Origin of the sequence: Coprococcus sp. AM11-30B (genome assembly GCF_027674365.1) — a bacterium.
Lineage (GTDB): Bacteria > Bacillota > Clostridia > Lachnospirales > Lachnospiraceae > Allocoprococcus > Allocoprococcus comes.
The window spans coordinates 285-15,929 of sequence record NZ_JAQDVB010000028.1 but is presented as its reverse complement, the minus strand read 5'-3'; the positions used below and the strand labels follow the sequence as shown (position 1 = coordinate 15,929).

17 protein-coding genes are annotated in these 15,645 nt (G+C 49.0%); 15 read left to right on the top strand and 2 right to left on the bottom strand.

What is annotated here, in order from left to right:
- Positions 1 to 52: 52 nt before the first annotated feature.
- The 14 genes from PGU50_RS15625 (at position 53) to PGU50_RS15560 (ending at position 12,987) form a co-directional block, all read left to right on the top strand.
- Positions 53 to 1,345, top strand: coding sequence for a DEAD/DEAH box helicase (locus PGU50_RS15625; protein ID WP_270247375.1), 1,293 nt, complete (start codon positions 53 to 55; stop codon positions 1,343 to 1,345).
- 3 nt (positions 1,346 to 1,348) lie between these two features.
- Positions 1,349 to 2,695: a hypothetical protein gene (locus PGU50_RS15620; RefSeq protein WP_270247373.1), complete on the top strand. Its 1,347-nt coding sequence runs from the start codon at positions 1,349 to 1,351 to the stop codon at positions 2,693 to 2,695.
- 2 nt (positions 2,696 to 2,697) lie between these two features.
- Positions 2,698 to 4,164 (top strand): hypothetical protein, encoded by a 1,467-nt coding sequence (locus PGU50_RS15615; protein WP_270247372.1) that lies wholly within the window; start codon positions 2,698 to 2,700, stop codon positions 4,162 to 4,164.
- A gap of 218 nt (positions 4,165 to 4,382) precedes the next feature.
- Entirely contained in the window at positions 4,383 to 5,231 is an 849-nt protein-coding gene (locus PGU50_RS15610) for a Fic family protein (RefSeq protein WP_173826431.1), read from the top strand.
- Between the two features lie 223 nt (positions 5,232 to 5,454).
- Positions 5,455 to 5,898: a single-stranded DNA-binding protein gene (locus PGU50_RS15605; protein ID WP_173826432.1), complete on the top strand. Its 444-nt coding sequence runs from the start codon at positions 5,455 to 5,457 to the stop codon at positions 5,896 to 5,898.
- A gap of 259 nt (positions 5,899 to 6,157) precedes the next feature.
- Complete coding sequence (locus PGU50_RS15600) at positions 6,158 to 6,442, top strand: hypothetical protein (RefSeq protein WP_195501574.1); 285 nt, start codon at positions 6,158 to 6,160, stop codon at positions 6,440 to 6,442.
- Positions 6,420 to 7,193: a ParA family protein gene (locus PGU50_RS15595; RefSeq protein ID WP_270247371.1), complete on the top strand. Its 774-nt coding sequence runs from the start codon at positions 6,420 to 6,422 to the stop codon at positions 7,191 to 7,193. The genes PGU50_RS15600 and PGU50_RS15595 overlap by 23 nt, the downstream gene beginning before the upstream one ends.
- A gap of 1 nt (position 7,194) precedes the next feature.
- Positions 7,195 to 7,572, top strand: coding sequence for a zinc ribbon domain-containing protein (locus PGU50_RS15590; protein ID WP_044998682.1), 378 nt, complete (start codon positions 7,195 to 7,197; stop codon positions 7,570 to 7,572).
- Between the two features lie 62 nt (positions 7,573 to 7,634).
- Positions 7,635 to 8,273: a hypothetical protein gene (locus PGU50_RS15585; protein ID WP_173826435.1), complete on the top strand. Its 639-nt coding sequence runs from the start codon at positions 7,635 to 7,637 to the stop codon at positions 8,271 to 8,273.
- Between the two features lie 45 nt (positions 8,274 to 8,318).
- Complete coding sequence (locus PGU50_RS15580) at positions 8,319 to 8,753, top strand: hypothetical protein (RefSeq protein WP_118199792.1); 435 nt, start codon at positions 8,319 to 8,321, stop codon at positions 8,751 to 8,753.
- Between the two features lie 32 nt (positions 8,754 to 8,785).
- The gene (gene mihF / locus PGU50_RS15575) at positions 8,786 to 9,097 is read left to right on the top strand and encodes an integration host factor, actinobacterial type (RefSeq protein WP_270247370.1); all 312 of its coding nucleotides are present in this window, start codon (positions 8,786 to 8,788) and stop codon (positions 9,095 to 9,097) included.
- 1,097 nt (positions 9,098 to 10,194) lie between these two features.
- Positions 10,195 to 10,848: a plasmid mobilization protein gene (locus PGU50_RS15570; protein ID WP_118218784.1), complete on the top strand. Its 654-nt coding sequence runs from the start codon at positions 10,195 to 10,197 to the stop codon at positions 10,846 to 10,848.
- 130 nt (positions 10,849 to 10,978) lie between these two features.
- Positions 10,979 to 12,175, top strand: coding sequence for a relaxase/mobilization nuclease domain-containing protein (locus PGU50_RS15565; RefSeq protein ID WP_158571912.1), 1,197 nt, complete (start codon positions 10,979 to 10,981; stop codon positions 12,173 to 12,175).
- Between the two features lie 35 nt (positions 12,176 to 12,210).
- Complete coding sequence (locus PGU50_RS15560; protein WP_270247369.1) at positions 12,211 to 12,987, top strand: hypothetical protein; 777 nt, start codon at positions 12,211 to 12,213, stop codon at positions 12,985 to 12,987.
- Positions 12,988 to 13,099: 112 nt separating this feature from the next.
- Here the strand turns inward: PGU50_RS15560 and PGU50_RS15555 are convergent, their stop codons facing one another.
- Positions 13,100 to 13,546 carry a hypothetical protein gene (locus PGU50_RS15555; RefSeq protein ID WP_270247367.1) on the bottom strand — a complete coding sequence of 149 codons (447 nt, stop codon included), beginning with the start codon at positions 13,544 to 13,546 and terminating at the stop codon, positions 13,100 to 13,102.
- Between the two features lie 46 nt (positions 13,547 to 13,592).
- Positions 13,593 to 13,994: a hypothetical protein gene (locus PGU50_RS15550; protein WP_118199927.1), complete on the bottom strand. Its 402-nt coding sequence runs from the start codon at positions 13,992 to 13,994 to the stop codon at positions 13,593 to 13,595.
- A 294-nt stretch (positions 13,995 to 14,288) separates the two neighbouring features.
- Between PGU50_RS15550 and tnpB the strand changes: the two genes are divergently transcribed.
- Positions 14,289 to 15,464, top strand: a complete 1,176-nt coding sequence (gene tnpB, locus PGU50_RS15545; RefSeq protein ID WP_270247365.1) for an IS200/IS605 family element RNA-guided endonuclease TnpB — start codon at positions 14,289 to 14,291, stop codon at positions 15,462 to 15,464.
- The last annotated feature ends 181 nt before the right edge of the window (positions 15,465 to 15,645 follow it).

The following is a 15,645-nucleotide window of genomic DNA, read 5'->3' as shown; positions in this document are numbered from 1 at the left end:
TAGCATTATGGTATACTAGTACCGTGGTTACATGAGCACGAAGGGGATTGAGATGCCGAACGAACTGGAACTGTATCCACATAACGAAAAGGCGTATCGCAAACTACTGGATATGCTGTCTGAGACCAGGCGTGCGTGCATCATTCATCCTACCGGGACAGGCAAGGCGTTTATAGCATACCGTTATGCCTTCGATCATCCGAAGGAGCGAATCCTCTGGATGTCACCCTCGACCTATATCGAACAGGAGCAGGAAGCTTCCATCAGGCGTGAACTGCCGAATTATGAATTCAAGAACATCGAGCGCATGACGTATCAGACTGCCATGCATCGAGCGCAAAAGGGAAACCTTGATATCCATGCCGATACGGTTATTTTCGATGAGTTCCATCATACGGGGGCACCGCAGTGGTCCCGTGGTGTTGAAGGGGTCATCGAATGCAATCCCGACGCCAATTTGATCGGGTTGAGCGCGACTTCGATTCGATACAGCGATAGTGGTCGAGATATGTCCGATGAACTTTTTGATGGTCATATCGCCTCATATATGTCGTTGACGGATTGCTGGGTTCTCGGCATCCTGCCTGTCCCGACGTATGTAACCGCCGGGTACAGCATCAACGGATACATTGAAGACCTCGGTGAGCGCATCGCAAAGGAAGAGAGTGCAGGCAGGCGGGCAGAGTTGCTGGCTGATTTTAACGAGCTGAGAGATTGCGCGAGCAGGGCAGCGAACCTTCCGGCCATTTTTCAAAAGTACTTTGAGGGAATAGAGAAAGTGATTGTTTTTTGCCCGAATGTCTTCGAGCTGAATGAAATCGAGAAGATGTGCCCGTGGTGGTTTTCCCGAGTAAACGGTAACGTTCATACCTATGTTGTCCATAGCTCGAATCCCTTCGGGACGAGTGAATACGATGGATTCAAAGAGGACGATGATGAGACCGCAATCAAGCTTTTGCTTTGCGTCAACCAGCTTAACGAGGGGGTTCACATCAAGGGCGTGGATGCCGTCATTATGGTACGGCGTACCTCGTCGCCGACGATTTTCTATCAGCAGCTTGGGCGTGCATTGACCGCCGCAGGCAACTTCGAACCGCTGGTTATCGATCTAGTCGATAATTTCGAGATGATCGGAATTGAGCAGATCGTAAGCATGATGTCGGAAAGCTACGCCCGGCTATCTGGAGAAAATGATCCGGAAGAACTCATTCCGCCTTCAGCTTTCAAGGTCATCAATCATGAGAAGGACGCAAGGCATTTGGCAAAAAACCTTGAACGACGGCTCGCATTAAGATCCGAGAAACTGACAATTGATGAGAAGATAGCGCTGTGGAAGGGGCTTTAGCAGATGACTGATGGGAAAAAGGACCAGCTCAAACGGAAAAAGACTCTGGAATATGAGCTTCGCCGCCTTTATCGCGCGGGAGAGCTGACCGAGCAGCAGATTGCCGAGTTGAAGGAAGCCGAGTTTCCATTCGATACTCCTGTTCGCAGAACGGCAAAATCGGTTGTTCGAATCGACGATGGCAAGAAGTGGCCGAGCTGTAGTGCAGCGGAAAAAGAGCTTGGGATCACCCAGGGCTGGATGTCGGATGTGTGCAATATGGCCCAGAACGGCAAATGGGTCGCGATCAAAAATCAGTTCTATTGTTTTGAGTCGATGTATTCGCCGGATATGGATCTGACAGAGATTCGAGGGCTTGCCGGATGGATCGTCATATTGGAAACGGGAGAGATGTTCCCGACTACGGGCGCAGCGGCAAAGGCTGCCGGCACAAGCAGGTCGGTAGTTCTAGACCATGTGAAAAACAAGGTCAAGCCTCAGAATAAGAGGTTTTCGTATGTGAGGGATTGGGACGGGAAAGTAGGAAGACTTGTAGATTTGAATGTGCAGATGATTTGTCTTGAGACGGACACCATCTATCACAGTTATGACGAGATCTGTGCTGCAATATGGTCCGATGGATATGACTGGGCAACGCGAAAAAAGATTGTTCAGAAGGTCGGAGATGCCATACGGCATGGATGCCCTGCCTTTGATATGCATTGGGCAAACGGTGAGAACCTTGAAGAGAGAAAAGAAGCCTACATGGAGGAGAAAAGGCTGTGCGCTCGTCCGGTTATCGAGTTGACAACGATGCGCGAGTACGCAGATGTGCACGACGCGCTGAAATTCGGCTCACGTTATGTCGACTGGAAGAAGATCGTTGCAATCTGTGATGCGAAGGGCGAGCCGACCAGCGAGGCGACTCGCTGGAGGGGTGAACGATGGTTTTGGAAGGATGATTGGAATAAAAATATCAAACTGAAGTCTGGCGAGCGTATTAAGGACATGCAGCCGGTGATTTGCTATGAGCGGGGAAGGTGCGATTATTCGGTTCTTGATCTAACGAATTATCACGGGTTTTACCATAAGTCTTTGCTGAATTCAGGCAAGAAGGGAATCGTTTTTGACGGTCTGACTTGGAGGCTTTTGCGATACGACGTGGATTTCAAGAAAAGGCTAAAGGAAACGCCTTTAATCTGTCGAGAGACCGGGAAGACATTCGATACATTATCCGATTTGCAGGATTGGCTGGAGAGGGAGCATGAATGTTGTATGTACGATCTTCAGCGTGCGATCGAGGGCGGTTGGGAGTACAAGGGTTTTCACTTCGAATACATGGTTCCACCTTCCGTATCAGGAGAACGTTAATTGTGTTTTGTCTCAACATTAAGTCTCAACATACACCTGTTCGATCTCTCTCCTTCTGTATTCTATCGACGGCCTTACTGGTGGTTTTGAGCATTCGCTCCCTACAAGGAGAGCTGTTCATAACCGATGCGCAGTATATGGTTGCCGCCGGCCGTTGGATTATAGCCAACGGTCATCTGCCGACAACCGATCCGTTATCGATCCATTCGGAATTGACCTATATCTGCCAGCAATATCCTATCTGCATATTAGTTGCAGTTCTCTACGACACTTTTGGAGAGATGTCGGTTCGGCTGTTTTTTGCGCTGTTGGACATGGTGGCGGTTCTCTTCATTTGGTACCAAACTTTTCCAAAAGCTGGAAACCGCATTCTTCACTGTGCTGTTTCATGCGTATTCGGAGCGGTAATCGTTTATAGCCTTCGGTCGACACCGCGTGCGCTCGATATCCTGTGCCTGGCTGTTTCCTGGGAGTTGATGGAGAAATACATTGAAAGCCGCGATATTAGATTTCTGTTTGGTTTTCCATTCCTAGGGATTTTTATAGCCAATCTGCACGGTGCGCTTTGGCCCTGCGCAATCATGTTGCCGCTTGCCGCTTTATTAGATAGTAAGCTGGATTCGAATGCGCGGGCCGCATTGGCTGTGACGATCTTACTTACGATCGCTTCCGCAATGTTGAATCCATACGGATTAGACGTGCTGTCGCTTCCGTTTAAGACAATAGGCACGTCGGATGTCGCCACGGTTGCCGTGCCGGAACTGAAACCGATGTTCTCCATCGTTCCGGTTGAGGCAGTGATACTCATTGTTATCTCGGTCATGCCGGTGATCTTCCATGCCAAGTGCTTGGGATTTAAAAAGACGGTATTTTCGTTCGAGACGATGATGATCTCAGGACTGCTCTTTCTATCCCTGATGACATGGCGAAACGAACTTTTGCTGCTTGGCATATTGATGATCGTCTACAGCACGTGGTGCTGGAAGATTGAGCCAAAATGCAAGGCGAGCTCGAAGATGTTAAGCAGGATAGTCTTATTTTCAATCTCTGTGGTTGCACTTGAGTTTGGAGCGGTTCTGTTTTATAACACGCTGTCTGCGACCGATCAAAAGTCCATCTCGCTTGAAAGGGCGTTTCAGGCAATGAGAGAGGATGGCGCCGTATCGGGGACGGCAGTCTTGACGGACATCGACCCAGGATGCCGAGCGGAGCTAAACGGGTTCAAGCCGTATCTTGATACCAGAATTGAGGTGTTCAATGGGCAGAACGGGCAGAAGAATGTGCTTGCCGAGGCAGGAAAGGCGCTTTCTTCTGGAAGCCTATCGGCTATTTGCGATGACTATGGAATGGATTACGCTGTACTGAATTACGGCATCAATGATGTCGGTATTCAAGATTTGAAGGAATCGGGATTCAAGCCGGTCTATAGCGACAATCTGACTGTCTGTTTAAAAAGAAGCACTGTCTAGGAAATCTATCAGCGACCACGGGGAGCGGATCAATAGGTGCCGTAGGGCACCGCATGAAAAGCGCATCGCCATACGTCCTGCAAGTCGACTCACCGTCGACTCGCAGGACGACTTGATAGCGCTTCGTAGATTACATGATGCAATATGTTAGTATTATGGTATAATATAAAAAGGGAGAATTCCCTAAATATCGAATTGAAAAGAAGAGGCAGGACTTTATGAATTCAGATAGACAATACGAGCGCACTATGGAATTGTGGCGTAGTTACAGTATCGCTACGTCGCTTGAGTTGGCAGCGCACCTGGAAAATTTTGCAATATTATTCTCTTACAACTCAGGGAAAATCGAGAATAGGGAAATCACTTACCATGATACGCACGAGATTTTTAAGAATGGCCGTGTATGCGGTTACACAGGAGACCTGCGGACGCTTTACGAGATTAAGAATCTGAAAGACGCAAGTGAGCTGATGTACCGGTGGTTCGATGAGCGTAAACCTATCACGCTCGATTCCATTCGGGAGATGCAGTTTGAACTGACGAAAGGCACTTACAACGAGCGGCGTTGGGAACTTGGGGAAAGACCTGGGGAATTCAAGAAAAACGATTTATGGGGAGTCGGCATGCATGATGTTGCCGCTCCTGTAGATGAGATCGAGGACGACCTTCAGCAGGACCTTGATGAGGTTTCCGAGTTTGGAGATGAAAATCCTCTGGTGGCAGCTGCGTTTTGGCACGCGAGGTTTGAGGGCGTTCATGCTTTTGCAGACGGGAACGGCAGGACTGGTAGAGCGATGATGAATTACTATCTACTATTGCACAACCATCCTCCGATCGTAATTTTCGATGAAGACCGGAAAGACTATTATGCGGCACTGGACGGTTTCGACATGACGGGTGACCTGAAACCGCTGATCGGTTTTTTACGTCGGGAGACATGTAAGACATGGGAGAGTGCAGTACAGAGAGAAGATCGGTCCCATCAGATGTCGCTCGAAAAGAAGAGAGATACTGTGAGTAGAAGAGTCAGTCTAGATGAGATAAATAATAACTTTAATGCTCGGTAGGCGCAGTAAATTGAGAAGAAAGGCGGATAGGCAATTCCGCTATCGGTGGAAAATTAAATAGCAGAATGACGACGCATTACGCCAACTGAAAATAGGTGGAAGGAGTATAAACAGCTCTTTCTGCCTATTTTTCTTTAAAAAAATCGTCATTTTCACGCGTAATACTGAAGTGTTGTGGTATCTTAGTATCAGTCAATAACCAAGAGGAGAAAGGACCTCGAACATGTCTATCAACCGCGTCAACATTTCCGGTCATCTTACGCGCGATCCGGAGCTTCGCATGACTCCGAAGGGGACGCAGGTTCTCTCTTTCGGTATTGCCGTCAACGATCGCCGACTCAATCGCGAGACCAACCAGTGGGAGGACTATCCGAATTTCGTCGAGTGCACCATGTTCGGCACGCGTGCCGAGGCCGTGGGCCGTATCGTTCGAAAGGGTATGAAGGTCAGCATTGACGGCAAGCTTCGCTTTAACCAGTGGGAGACGAAGGACGGTCAGAAGCGTTCTCGCCTTACCGTCGTCGTAGATACAATCGACTTCATGAGCCAGGGGAACCAGTCTCAGAATACTTCCGCTAACAGGCCGGCGGCACAGACTCAGCAGGCGCCTGTTGTTCCGGATGTTCCCGCAGTGATGGACGTCTACGATGAGGATATCCCGTTCTAATCCTTTGCATTGCGCGTAAATAACGCGTAATAGATAAAGGAGAGAGGGTGGCGAAAGGAAAAACTTGCAACCGACGCAAGAACAAAAAGGAAAGCGCCGCCACCCTCTCATCACATCGATTATACCAACTTCAAGTTAATTAGACAGGTTTATTGCTGAATGATTGGGCAATAGGATTGTTTTGTGAATACAAGTACTATGTTGTCATCATAGTATACGCATGTTGGTATTATCGTATTGTGGAAGGAGGGATCAACCTGTGAACCAGCTGAAAGAAAATCTGATTTGGATCGCTCTAGGTATTCCGGGAATGGTGTTGATTGGCCTTGTGCTACATAGTCTCGTTCATTTCGAAACGGGCGTTCTTGTTATCACCTCGATGATTCTCGGAACGCTTTTAATGGTATTTTGTGAAGCTTTGTGCAAGGCGGCACATGATGGCGAGTTACTTTCAGAGATGAAAAAGGCTGCAACGAAATCAAATTTTGATCTTGATGGGAAAGGAAAGTTGGGAGAGGAAAATGAAGACGATTGCGATTTGTAATCACAAGGGAGGCGTTGGCAAGACCGCACTGTCCATGGCGATTGCAGAGGGGCTGCATCGTAAGGGCAAGCGCACGCTGCTCGTTGATCTTGATCAGCAGATGAACGCAACGCAACAGGCAAAAATTGACACGACGGATGAAGTGACGGTTTACGATCTTCTCACTTCGTTCGATTACACGGCGAAAGACGGAATCAAACATTTCGACGGTGGCGATATTATTCCCGGCGATGTCCTTGTTTCGAATGCCGAAAGCGATATGGCGAAACTGGATACGCGCCTTACGATGCTTGCCGATGCAATGGAAGGTATCGATGATGACTATGATTACGCAATCATTGATTGCCCGCCGTCACTTGGATTGGTAACGCGCAATGCGATGGTTGCTGCGGATGAGCTGATCGTTCCGGTAATCCCGAACCGTTCATCCCTAAAAGGATTTACCAATATCCAGAAATGCGTCAACTCGGTTCGCCGCAACAAGCGTCTGAATCCGAATCTCCGCATTGCCGGTATTGTCGTCAACATGTTTGATGGTCGCACGAGTCTTTCGCGCGGTGTGGTTAATGAGCTTCCATCGATCGCACGTGCCGCTAACACAAAGATGTTCCACTCGATTATTCGAAAGTGCGAGGCTGTAAATAAAGCGCAGTCTGCTAACGTTTCGATTTTCGATTACGATCCGAACTGCAACGCGGTTGCGGACTTTACTGACTTTGTAAATGAGTATCTTGAAGGAGAGGATTACTAGAATGGCTAAGAGCAAGAAAACTTCCGACGCATTCGACATGGCTGATGATATCCGCAAGGAGGTTGCCGCCGAGTCTGTTGCCGATGCGTGCAGCACCTCTGTGCCGGCGATCTACTCTCTCGCAAAGGGAGATAACCCTCGTCGTGCGAAATACGACAAGAATGCAGACGTGATCGGCTACAACCTTCGCCTGCCTGCGAATATTCATCGTCTCTTGAAGCGTCACTGCATGGAGACGAACGAAAGTATGAATAACGTTGTGCTGGTTGCTCTTTATAGGGACATGAAGAATTGGGAGGATCTTGCTCCTTGCCCGCATTGCGGCGCTATTCTTCCTGTCGGTGCGCAGTTCTGCCCGGATTGCGGCAAGGAGATTTAGAAGTCGGGTAGGAAGAAGATGTCCTGACGATTCTGTTGAAAAAAGAGGGGAGTGGATGAAGGGTGCAAAAGCTAAGCGCCTACAATTTGGCACAAAATAATAACTGTGGATTGATTACTTGTTCCATTTGCGGTAGGTCGTATCGGATAACGGAATTCGGAACCGATGCGGATTGTCAGAGTAATAGTCCATCTGCATCGAATCCGAATTTCTGCCCGTATTGCGCATCGCCGTTTGAACGTTCTTTGACGCGAGTTAGAAATCAAGAGATTGAGGACTACATTCTGGATACGATTCGCATCGGAATGAAGTCTGATACAGTGCTTGATCCAGAAACTGTTATCGATTTCCTTTGCAACATAAGCGATGGCGGGTTCGAGCTTTATGATCCAAAGTTTGAAATTTATTTCAACAGCGGAATAACTTATGGTGCGGACAATCTTGAATTGCTTCATGTCACAAAACATGAAATCGATCTGACCGTGCAGCGCGGAGGCGTTATTTTTCAAGATGTTTTGAAAGACTGGTCGATTGAACCGGACGCAACGATCCATGTCTGGCGTTTTCCTGAATCAGAAAGTGATGTAATGACTTCCGAATTCAGTCTATTTATGTTGGGGCTTCTTGCAAAAATTAAAGCAGGAACTATTTGGAAGAGTTCTTTATTTATTTTGAGCTGTCTCAGCGATCATCAGGTTTAATTTTCGCAAGCGCTTGCGAAATCCAATAACAGAAAGGATGAACTAATGGAGGAAAACGAGAAGAGGCGCAATGTCGAGCTTGCGTATCTTTCGCTTATGCTTTCAGGAAAGAAGGTCAGCGAGTGCGAGCTTGCATCCGAGGTTTTGAAGATTTCTCGCGCTAAAGGCGAGAAATCCCTTGCGATGCTCGTGCAGTCTTCTATTAAGATTACCGTCAAAGTGCTTAGCGTCGTACTTGAAGAGTCTTCAAAGCGCTATGTCATCACGTTCCGTCAACTTGGCGGAGATTCGGATGAGACGATTCGAAGCGAACGTACTGACGGTCGACGCGGCAAGGAGGTCATGCAACTCTGGGGACGTGATCTGAAGGATCATATCTGCATTCTCTTCAAGCACAACGAGGAATCGAAGGACTCGAGCAAGAGCGGCGGATATCGAGTTGCGCCGTATGTAATCGATCTTGGTTTGGAAAAGAATTAAAAACAGTTTGAAAGTTGAAAGAAGGAGATATCATGGCACTTCCGAATTTCACGCCTGAAGAGCGTGCAAAGGCGCTTGAGAAGGCAGCGCAGGTACGTAAAGCGCGTAAAGAGCTCAAGAAGAACATTAAGTCCGGCAAAACTGATCCGGCTTCTGTTCTTAAGACTCGTAAGGACGATCCGCTCGTCAGTAAAATGAAGGTTAAGGAATTCCTTCAGGCCATTCCCGGCATTGGCGGCGCGAAGGCGGATAAGATTATGCATGACGCCAACATTCCAGGCAATCGTCGTCTTGGCGGACTTGGTATTCGTCAGGTGGAAGCTTTGCTTGAATACCTTAGTTAGGGTATGCCGTTAGATTTAAAATTGATGCCTGGGTACAAGTGCATCGGACATCAAAACTGTTTAGGGCTTCTCGAATGAGGAGCCCTTTTTAATCGAGATTTTCCAATGTGACGATCAAAACGATTTCTTGGTAATAGCTGATTTCACTTTATGTTTTAGTTGCTTACTATCTAAGAAATATCTTTATCGATAGTGCCGTAAAGTATGGCGAGTCTTTTATGGCGAGTCTTTTATGGCGAGTCTTGAAAAGGGATTGAGTAGAAGATCGCGAAGTCGAGTTCGTTTTTTAATTTGCTTGCTTTGATGACAAAAATGGAGCGGCCGGTTTTCGACAAATTCAACAGCGCTACGAATTACTCCCTTCGGATTCTCCGCGCCATTGAAATTATCGAAAACCGGAAACTGTGTTGAAAAGTTTCCAAAACATACTTAAAGACATCTTGCAATTCAGAATGTGATGAATTCAATATCATAGCGCCCAACGGGCGCGATAAATCGACGCCGCAGGCGGCGTGCGAAAATCTATTCGTTGATCGTATCGCTACTCAAATCGCGCCACCTTTCGACAGTCCAACAACGCTACGAGTCTCACTAAAGACTCTTCGCGTCATTGAAATGTCGAAAGCTGTCTATCTCAGCAGAAGCCATCACGAAAAAATCCGGCGGTGCCGGATGCTCCGACCAAAACCTTCCGCGATCGGTGAGGCCTCTCACCGATTCGCTCCAGGCCTTGCCCGGAGCCCGCTGCGCGGTACTTCAAATACTCGGCATCCCTCGCATTCGCAGTACCGCTTCGCTCTCGCTTGGAATGAGGCCTCTCATTCCACGTCTACACTGCGTTTCGCCCAATCACCGTTCCGGAGATTGCAAGATGTACGTAAATCATGATAACCGGGCCCGTGGTCCCTGTTATCATGATTTACGAATCTTGCTTTTCTCCTGTCACGGAGAAAAGGGAAAGAGTGAACTGCAGCACGCTTTTTGCGTGTTGGTTTCACTCTTTCTAAGAAATTGGGCAACCATAGCAAGAGGAGACGGATGCCAATCCTCAATTTCTAGCTTACTTTTCCGGAGGCCGCTCCGGAGAAAGGAGAAAAATGGCACGAAATGAATTCGTAAAGGCTCGTGTTTCTCCTGAAGAGAAGGAGATCTATCAACAACTTTGTGAACAAGCCGGTTGTACGGAAGCAGAGTTGATTCGATCTGTGTTGATTCATCGGGAAATCTCACTCGATGATCTTGATGATGAAATGCAAGTTCTCGGTCGGAAGAAAAAGGCTCTCCATAAGCAACAGGAGAATTACAGAAGAGCACAAGCATCGCGTGAAACTGATGAAAGTGGCGAGCCCATTTCTGAAAAAAGGAGTATTCCGTTCCAAGTAATGCTCACTGCTCCAGAAAAGAAGGCAATTGAGCAACGTGCGGAGGCGCTTGGCATCTCTGTAAGCGAACTGGTTCGCCGCAGCGCAATTTACGGAAAGATCGAATCATTCAATTTCGATATCGCTGAAGTTGAAAAGCTTCATCACGAGTTATTGAAGGAAGGAACGAACCTCAATCAGCTGATGTACTTCGTGAACGCCCAAGGGCTTCCCGCGTACAATGAGAAAGCTGTTTTCCGAACGCTTGAAAAGGTTTACCAAAACGCCCGAAAGGTCGACCGGTTTATCGAGGAACTTGAAAAGCGTTATCACGTTGACTATGTTCCCCACGACTATCTGGCAGATGAACCAGACAACAGAAATCTTTAAGACGGAACGCAGCTAGATCAGTTTCGCAATTTTAAAAATGGCTTCTGAAAAAAGAAAGGAATGATTTTATATATCTGAGAACGTTCAGTTATAACTACTGCTTAAAATCGAAAGGAGATGGCAGAAGAGATTGACAGTCATTAAACAGAAAGCAGTCAGCTCGTCGCGGCACGCGAAAAACGTTCGTAAATACATCAACGGAAAAGATGCGCTTGCACGTGGCGGCTGGAATCTTCCATATAACAAATATTGGTACGCAAAAATGGCACGGACGCGAAAATCTTTTGGTCATGATAAACCGGCACGTGCCGGTGCGAAGAACACGATTATGTATCATCAGGTTCTTGCGTTTCTTCCTGAGGAGTGCAGCTGCAACGGAGGCAAGATGACTCCCGATGCATGTATGGCCTACGCGGAGCAATGGCTTGCGAAGCACTATCCGCATCAACAAGTGATTCTCGCGTTGCATGAGGAAAGCGATAAGGAGGGAAAACGATTTGCGGTCCATATGGCGATCAATCGCACGGATCTTCTGACAGGAAAACGTCTTTGGGAGGGAACGGGAGCGCAGGCGAAGCATAAGCGCGCTTCATGGGTTCGTGAAATGGACGAGGCTTGGAATCTTACTCAACTTGAAAAGGGAAAGAAAAATTCAAAGATTCGAGATCGACAGCCGCGCGATATTGAAAAGGAGATTGTCGATCGTGGAGAGTACAGTTATAAAAACAATCTGCGCGAGTTGATCCATATTGCAATCAGCGACTATCACCCGAAGAATATGGAGCAGTTCAAGAAATTACTTGCCTCATGGGGTGTAGATATTTTCATCAAGAACAATCGAGTCTATGCGACAGATCTCGATATCAAAGAGGCCGGCAACCCGAAATGCACTTTCAACCTGACTCGTCTTGACGGGCGCTTCGCGTTGAAGTCATTGCAGACGGCTTTCGAAACAGGAACTACGGAAAGTGAGAAACCGATGACATTCGAACAGCGTCGAGATGTTTATATCCAACGACTTAAGAAAGCTTACTCGGCGTGGGTTGAGCAGGCAAAGGCGAGCAAGGGCGTGGCCTATAACGCATTCCCGAAATTCGTTGCTCCGAAGTGTGACGATGACCTGCTCGAAGATCCCGCTGTACGCGATGAGCTTCTTGCCCGGCGCGGTTACGCAAAAGAGATTCGCAACCGTTATGCCAGTGCCGTGCCAGATTATGGTGAGGACAATGTTCGTGCTGCCGGTCAGGCGGGAACGCACTCTGTTCAGCAGCCGGTTATTGAAAGCGGTCGCACTCGCGAACAGAGCGATAAGAATGTCGAGCATTAAATAAAATGTTAAATTGAAACAGGAGGTAGATGCTTATGGCAAAGCCAGCTTGTGGCGCAAGGAAACCTATTAAGAATCAGGAAGGACAGGGCATGCTGGACATCGACGAGAATTCATCTGTTGAAGACGATATGTTTGAAAACGTGAAGACCGATGAGGATATGGATCACGAGATGGAAGAGGAGGAGGGTGGTTCGGCGTTCGAGGAAGAAATCGACTCTGACGAGAGCGATCAACAGGAGCAGGCAGTTATTCCAAAAAGTCAGACCCCGTTTCTAAGTGATAAAGACACTCCGGAATCTTACGGTGAGCTTATCGGATTCATGGAAAAGTTCATTGAAGATCAGAAAGCCGAGAACGATGCGTTCCGGAAGGAGGTTAAGGACTCACTGTCTTCTACTGCAACAGATTTCAAACAACGTACGGATTTGATTCTCGACGAGATGAAATCAATCCAAAGCGATATGAAGCGAGAGGCGAGCGCCACGCGTCGCGCTCAAAACAGTCTCAGTAAAATGGTTGCCAGTTTCGAGCAGGGTGATAAGTATGCTGAGACCGTGACGAAAGCTGTGACTGACGGTGCGACGCAAGCTGTAGAGGAAACCGTACAAGCGGGAACGAAAGCGATCAATGAAGTCGCGAAGAAAAGCGCCAAGTCAATCGAAAAGCTTGAACAGGCTGCCAATGCGAGAGCGAAGCGTTTCATGCGTATCACAAAACCGGAAGTGATGGTGAACATCGCGATCTGGATTGCAGTCGCCGTTGCTTCCGCGATTATCTTGTCCTTCTGCTATGAGTTCTTTACGAAATAGCAAAAGCGTTTATAATCGTTATTGCTTCGATATCGACCTGAACTTGTGAAGCAAACGAAAAAGGGGAGACGTGAATCTCCCCTTTTTCATGTCTATATATTGTCGGTTTAGATCAGCGATCCAGACTGCCGGTGCTGTCTGCATTGAAAACTTCAGTCCTGGTTCCATTCTCGTCGAGGACGAGATTGACGATCTGAGAAATATCCCCGCCAGTGATCTTATATTGGGTAAGTACGAGATCCATCGACTGAACTTCACTGTTGCCATTATCGACATAGACGATGAGCGTTCCCTTTTTTTGTTTCACTTTCGCAATCTTGCGATCCGGGATGGAGCTGCCGGAAAGCTGGAGATGAATGTAATCGTCGCATCGTTTCCAGCCGGATCCGGAAAGGGGAGTCGCCTTGCCCTCTGAGATTTCAAAGGCCAGGGGTTTGAGTTTATCGTCTTTTTCCACGGTCCACTCGGGTTCTTTTTTCTTGCATCCGGGAAGTGCTGTATTAACGGCAACGCAGACGGCGAGACCGATGAATTGGCGTCGGTTGAAATTGGGATTCATTGCGTTTTCCTTTTAGATTCTGTCAGTCAGCTAGCAGGGGAGCGGATCAATAGGCGCCGTAGGGCACCGCATAGGAATCAACCTGCGTATCGTCCTGTTCAGACGAATCGCTATCCGACTCGGGTTCGTCTCGATCGTTCGTCTTCTTACGCGTCTTCTTATGCTTCTTGGCGAACTGTTTGTTGCGCTTCAAAGCATCATCCAGATCCGTTTCAGAAGTCGAGCAGGAGGTTACGATTTCGTCTGCATGCTCGGAAATATACATGGCAAAAAGATCAAGGTCGATACTGGTCCAGTTATCGAACGCATTGACAACCTCTTCACCAATAAGCTCTTTACAGGAGCGAAGACCTTCACGCTTTTTCTGGGCGATTTGCGCTTGCTGCCGTTTTTTCTGTTCCTTCAGGGCGGCGATTTGGCGATCGATGTCTTCGATACTCTTTGGCATGGTACTTTCCTTTCTTTTGAATATTACAGTTCACTGAGTTCATTTTAGCGGATTGACCCTTACCGAAACCGTCGTAAAGCCCCTGGATTTATCTATGGGGATATAAGACGGTAGATATTATGCAGTTCAATACTGCGTAATATCTATACTATGCGTACAGGAGTAGCTGCAATATAGTTTTCTCCTGCAGCCACCATGCGGTCTTCTGCCCGAAGTACTGCTGGCCCTTTCTTATGGACGACGTCGATGATCGTTTTAAGGAAGTACATCGAGGACCAGAAGGAGGTCTAGCCGATGGAGCGCGGGTTCAAATACCGAATCTACCCGAACGCATGCCAGCGCGAGCAGATCGCGCGGACGCTCGGTTGCTGCCGTTTCGTGTACAAACGCGCCCTCGACGTCAAGAAGTCCGCTTATGCGAAGACGGGCAAGACGGTCTCGTGGGCGGAGCTCTCCCGAATGCTCCCGGCGTGGAAGCGCGACTCTGAGACCTCCTGGCTCGCGCAAGCGGACTCCATGGCGCTCCAGCAGTCCGTCCGCGACCTCGACCGCGCCTACAAGAATTTCTTCCGACGCGTGCGCGAGGGCGGGAAGCCGGGCTTCCCCAAGTTCAAGTCGCGCCGGCACAGCCGGCAGTCCTATCGCACCAACGGCGGCAAGATCGTCGACCGCAACCATATCGCGCTGCCAAAGCTCGGGACTGTCCGGGCTAAGGTATCCCGACCGCTCCAGGGGCGTTTCATGTCGGTCACGGTCTCCCTGGACGCAGCCGGCCGCTACTTCGCCACCTTTCTCTGCACCGACGTGCCGACCAAGAACACGCCCGCGACCGACCGGGAAGTCGGAATCGACCTCGGCGTCGAGACGCTTGCGACGCTTTCGGACGGCCGCAAGATCGGGAATCCGCGCCATCTCAAGAAATATGAGCGCAAGCTCGCGCGGGAGCAGCGCAGGCTTTCCCGCAGGAAGGGCGCCCGCAGGGACGAGAAGCCGAGCGACAGGTACCTGAAGCAGCGGAAGAGGGTTGCCAGGATCCATGCGAAGATCGCCGATGCCAGGACCGATGCCCTGCACAAGGTCACTACCATGCTCGCGGACGAGAACCAAGTCCTGTGCATGGAGGACCTGAATGCGAAGGGCATGGTGCGAAACCATCATCTGGCGAAAGCCGTGTCGGATGCCTCGTTCGGTGAATTCGCGCGGCTGCTTGAGTACAAGTGCGCCGAGCGCGGGCGCACCCTCGTCAAGGTCGGCCGGTTCTACCCGTCGAGCAAGACCTGTTCGGCCTGCGGGCACAGGCTCGACGCCCTGCCGCTGTCGGTGCGGGTATGGGACTGCCCTGCGTGCGGTGCGCACCACGACCGCGACGTCAACGCGGCAAGGAATATACTGGCGGAGGGGAAGCGCGTCCTCTCCAACACGGAAGGTACCGCGGGGCACGCGGGAACCGTGGCGGCTACAGTCGCCTAAACGCTCGTGGAGAGGACGTAAGACCCGAGGGGACCGTAACGGTCCCCGACGGCAGACCTCGCAGAACCGAGAATCCCCTGGTTTCAACTATGGGGAGTGTCAACATTGCTAAAACCAATGGTTTTACAACCGTTTTGGTAAATTATAAGCTGTATAGGACGGTAGTATTATGCTATAATAG

What these genes read in the sequence shown, in the direction of transcription:
- PGU50_RS15625 (WP_270247375.1), top strand. Translation starts at nt 53, where the DNA reads ATGCCGAACGAACTGGAACTGTATCCACATAACGAAAAGGCGTATCGC.
- PGU50_RS15620 (WP_270247373.1), top strand. Translation starts at nt 1,349, where the DNA reads ATGACTGATGGGAAAAAGGACCAGCTCAAACGGAAAAAGACTCTGGAA.
- PGU50_RS15610 (WP_173826431.1), top strand. Translation starts at nt 4,383, where the DNA reads ATGAATTCAGATAGACAATACGAGCGCACTATGGAATTGTGGCGTAGT.
- PGU50_RS15605 (WP_173826432.1), top strand. Translation starts at nt 5,455, where the DNA reads ATGTCTATCAACCGCGTCAACATTTCCGGTCATCTTACGCGCGATCCG.
- PGU50_RS15595 (WP_270247371.1), top strand. Translation starts at nt 6,420, where the DNA reads ATGAAGACGATTGCGATTTGTAATCACAAGGGAGGCGTTGGCAAGACC.
- PGU50_RS15590 (WP_044998682.1), top strand. Translation starts at nt 7,195, where the DNA reads ATGGCTAAGAGCAAGAAAACTTCCGACGCATTCGACATGGCTGATGAT.
- PGU50_RS15580 (WP_118199792.1), top strand. Translation starts at nt 8,319, where the DNA reads ATGGAGGAAAACGAGAAGAGGCGCAATGTCGAGCTTGCGTATCTTTCG.
- mihF (WP_270247370.1), top strand. Translation starts at nt 8,786, where the DNA reads ATGGCACTTCCGAATTTCACGCCTGAAGAGCGTGCAAAGGCGCTTGAG.
- PGU50_RS15570 (WP_118218784.1), top strand. Translation starts at nt 10,195, where the DNA reads ATGGCACGAAATGAATTCGTAAAGGCTCGTGTTTCTCCTGAAGAGAAG.
- PGU50_RS15560 (WP_270247369.1), top strand. Translation starts at nt 12,211, where the DNA reads ATGGCAAAGCCAGCTTGTGGCGCAAGGAAACCTATTAAGAATCAGGAA.
- PGU50_RS15555 (WP_270247367.1), bottom strand. Translation starts at nt 13,546, where the DNA reads ATGAATCCCAATTTCAACCGACGCCAATTCATCGGTCTCGCCGTCTGC.
- PGU50_RS15550 (WP_118199927.1), bottom strand. Translation starts at nt 13,994, where the DNA reads ATGCCAAAGAGTATCGAAGACATCGATCGCCAAATCGCCGCCCTGAAG.
- tnpB (WP_270247365.1), top strand. Translation starts at nt 14,289, where the DNA reads ATGGAGCGCGGGTTCAAATACCGAATCTACCCGAACGCATGCCAGCGC.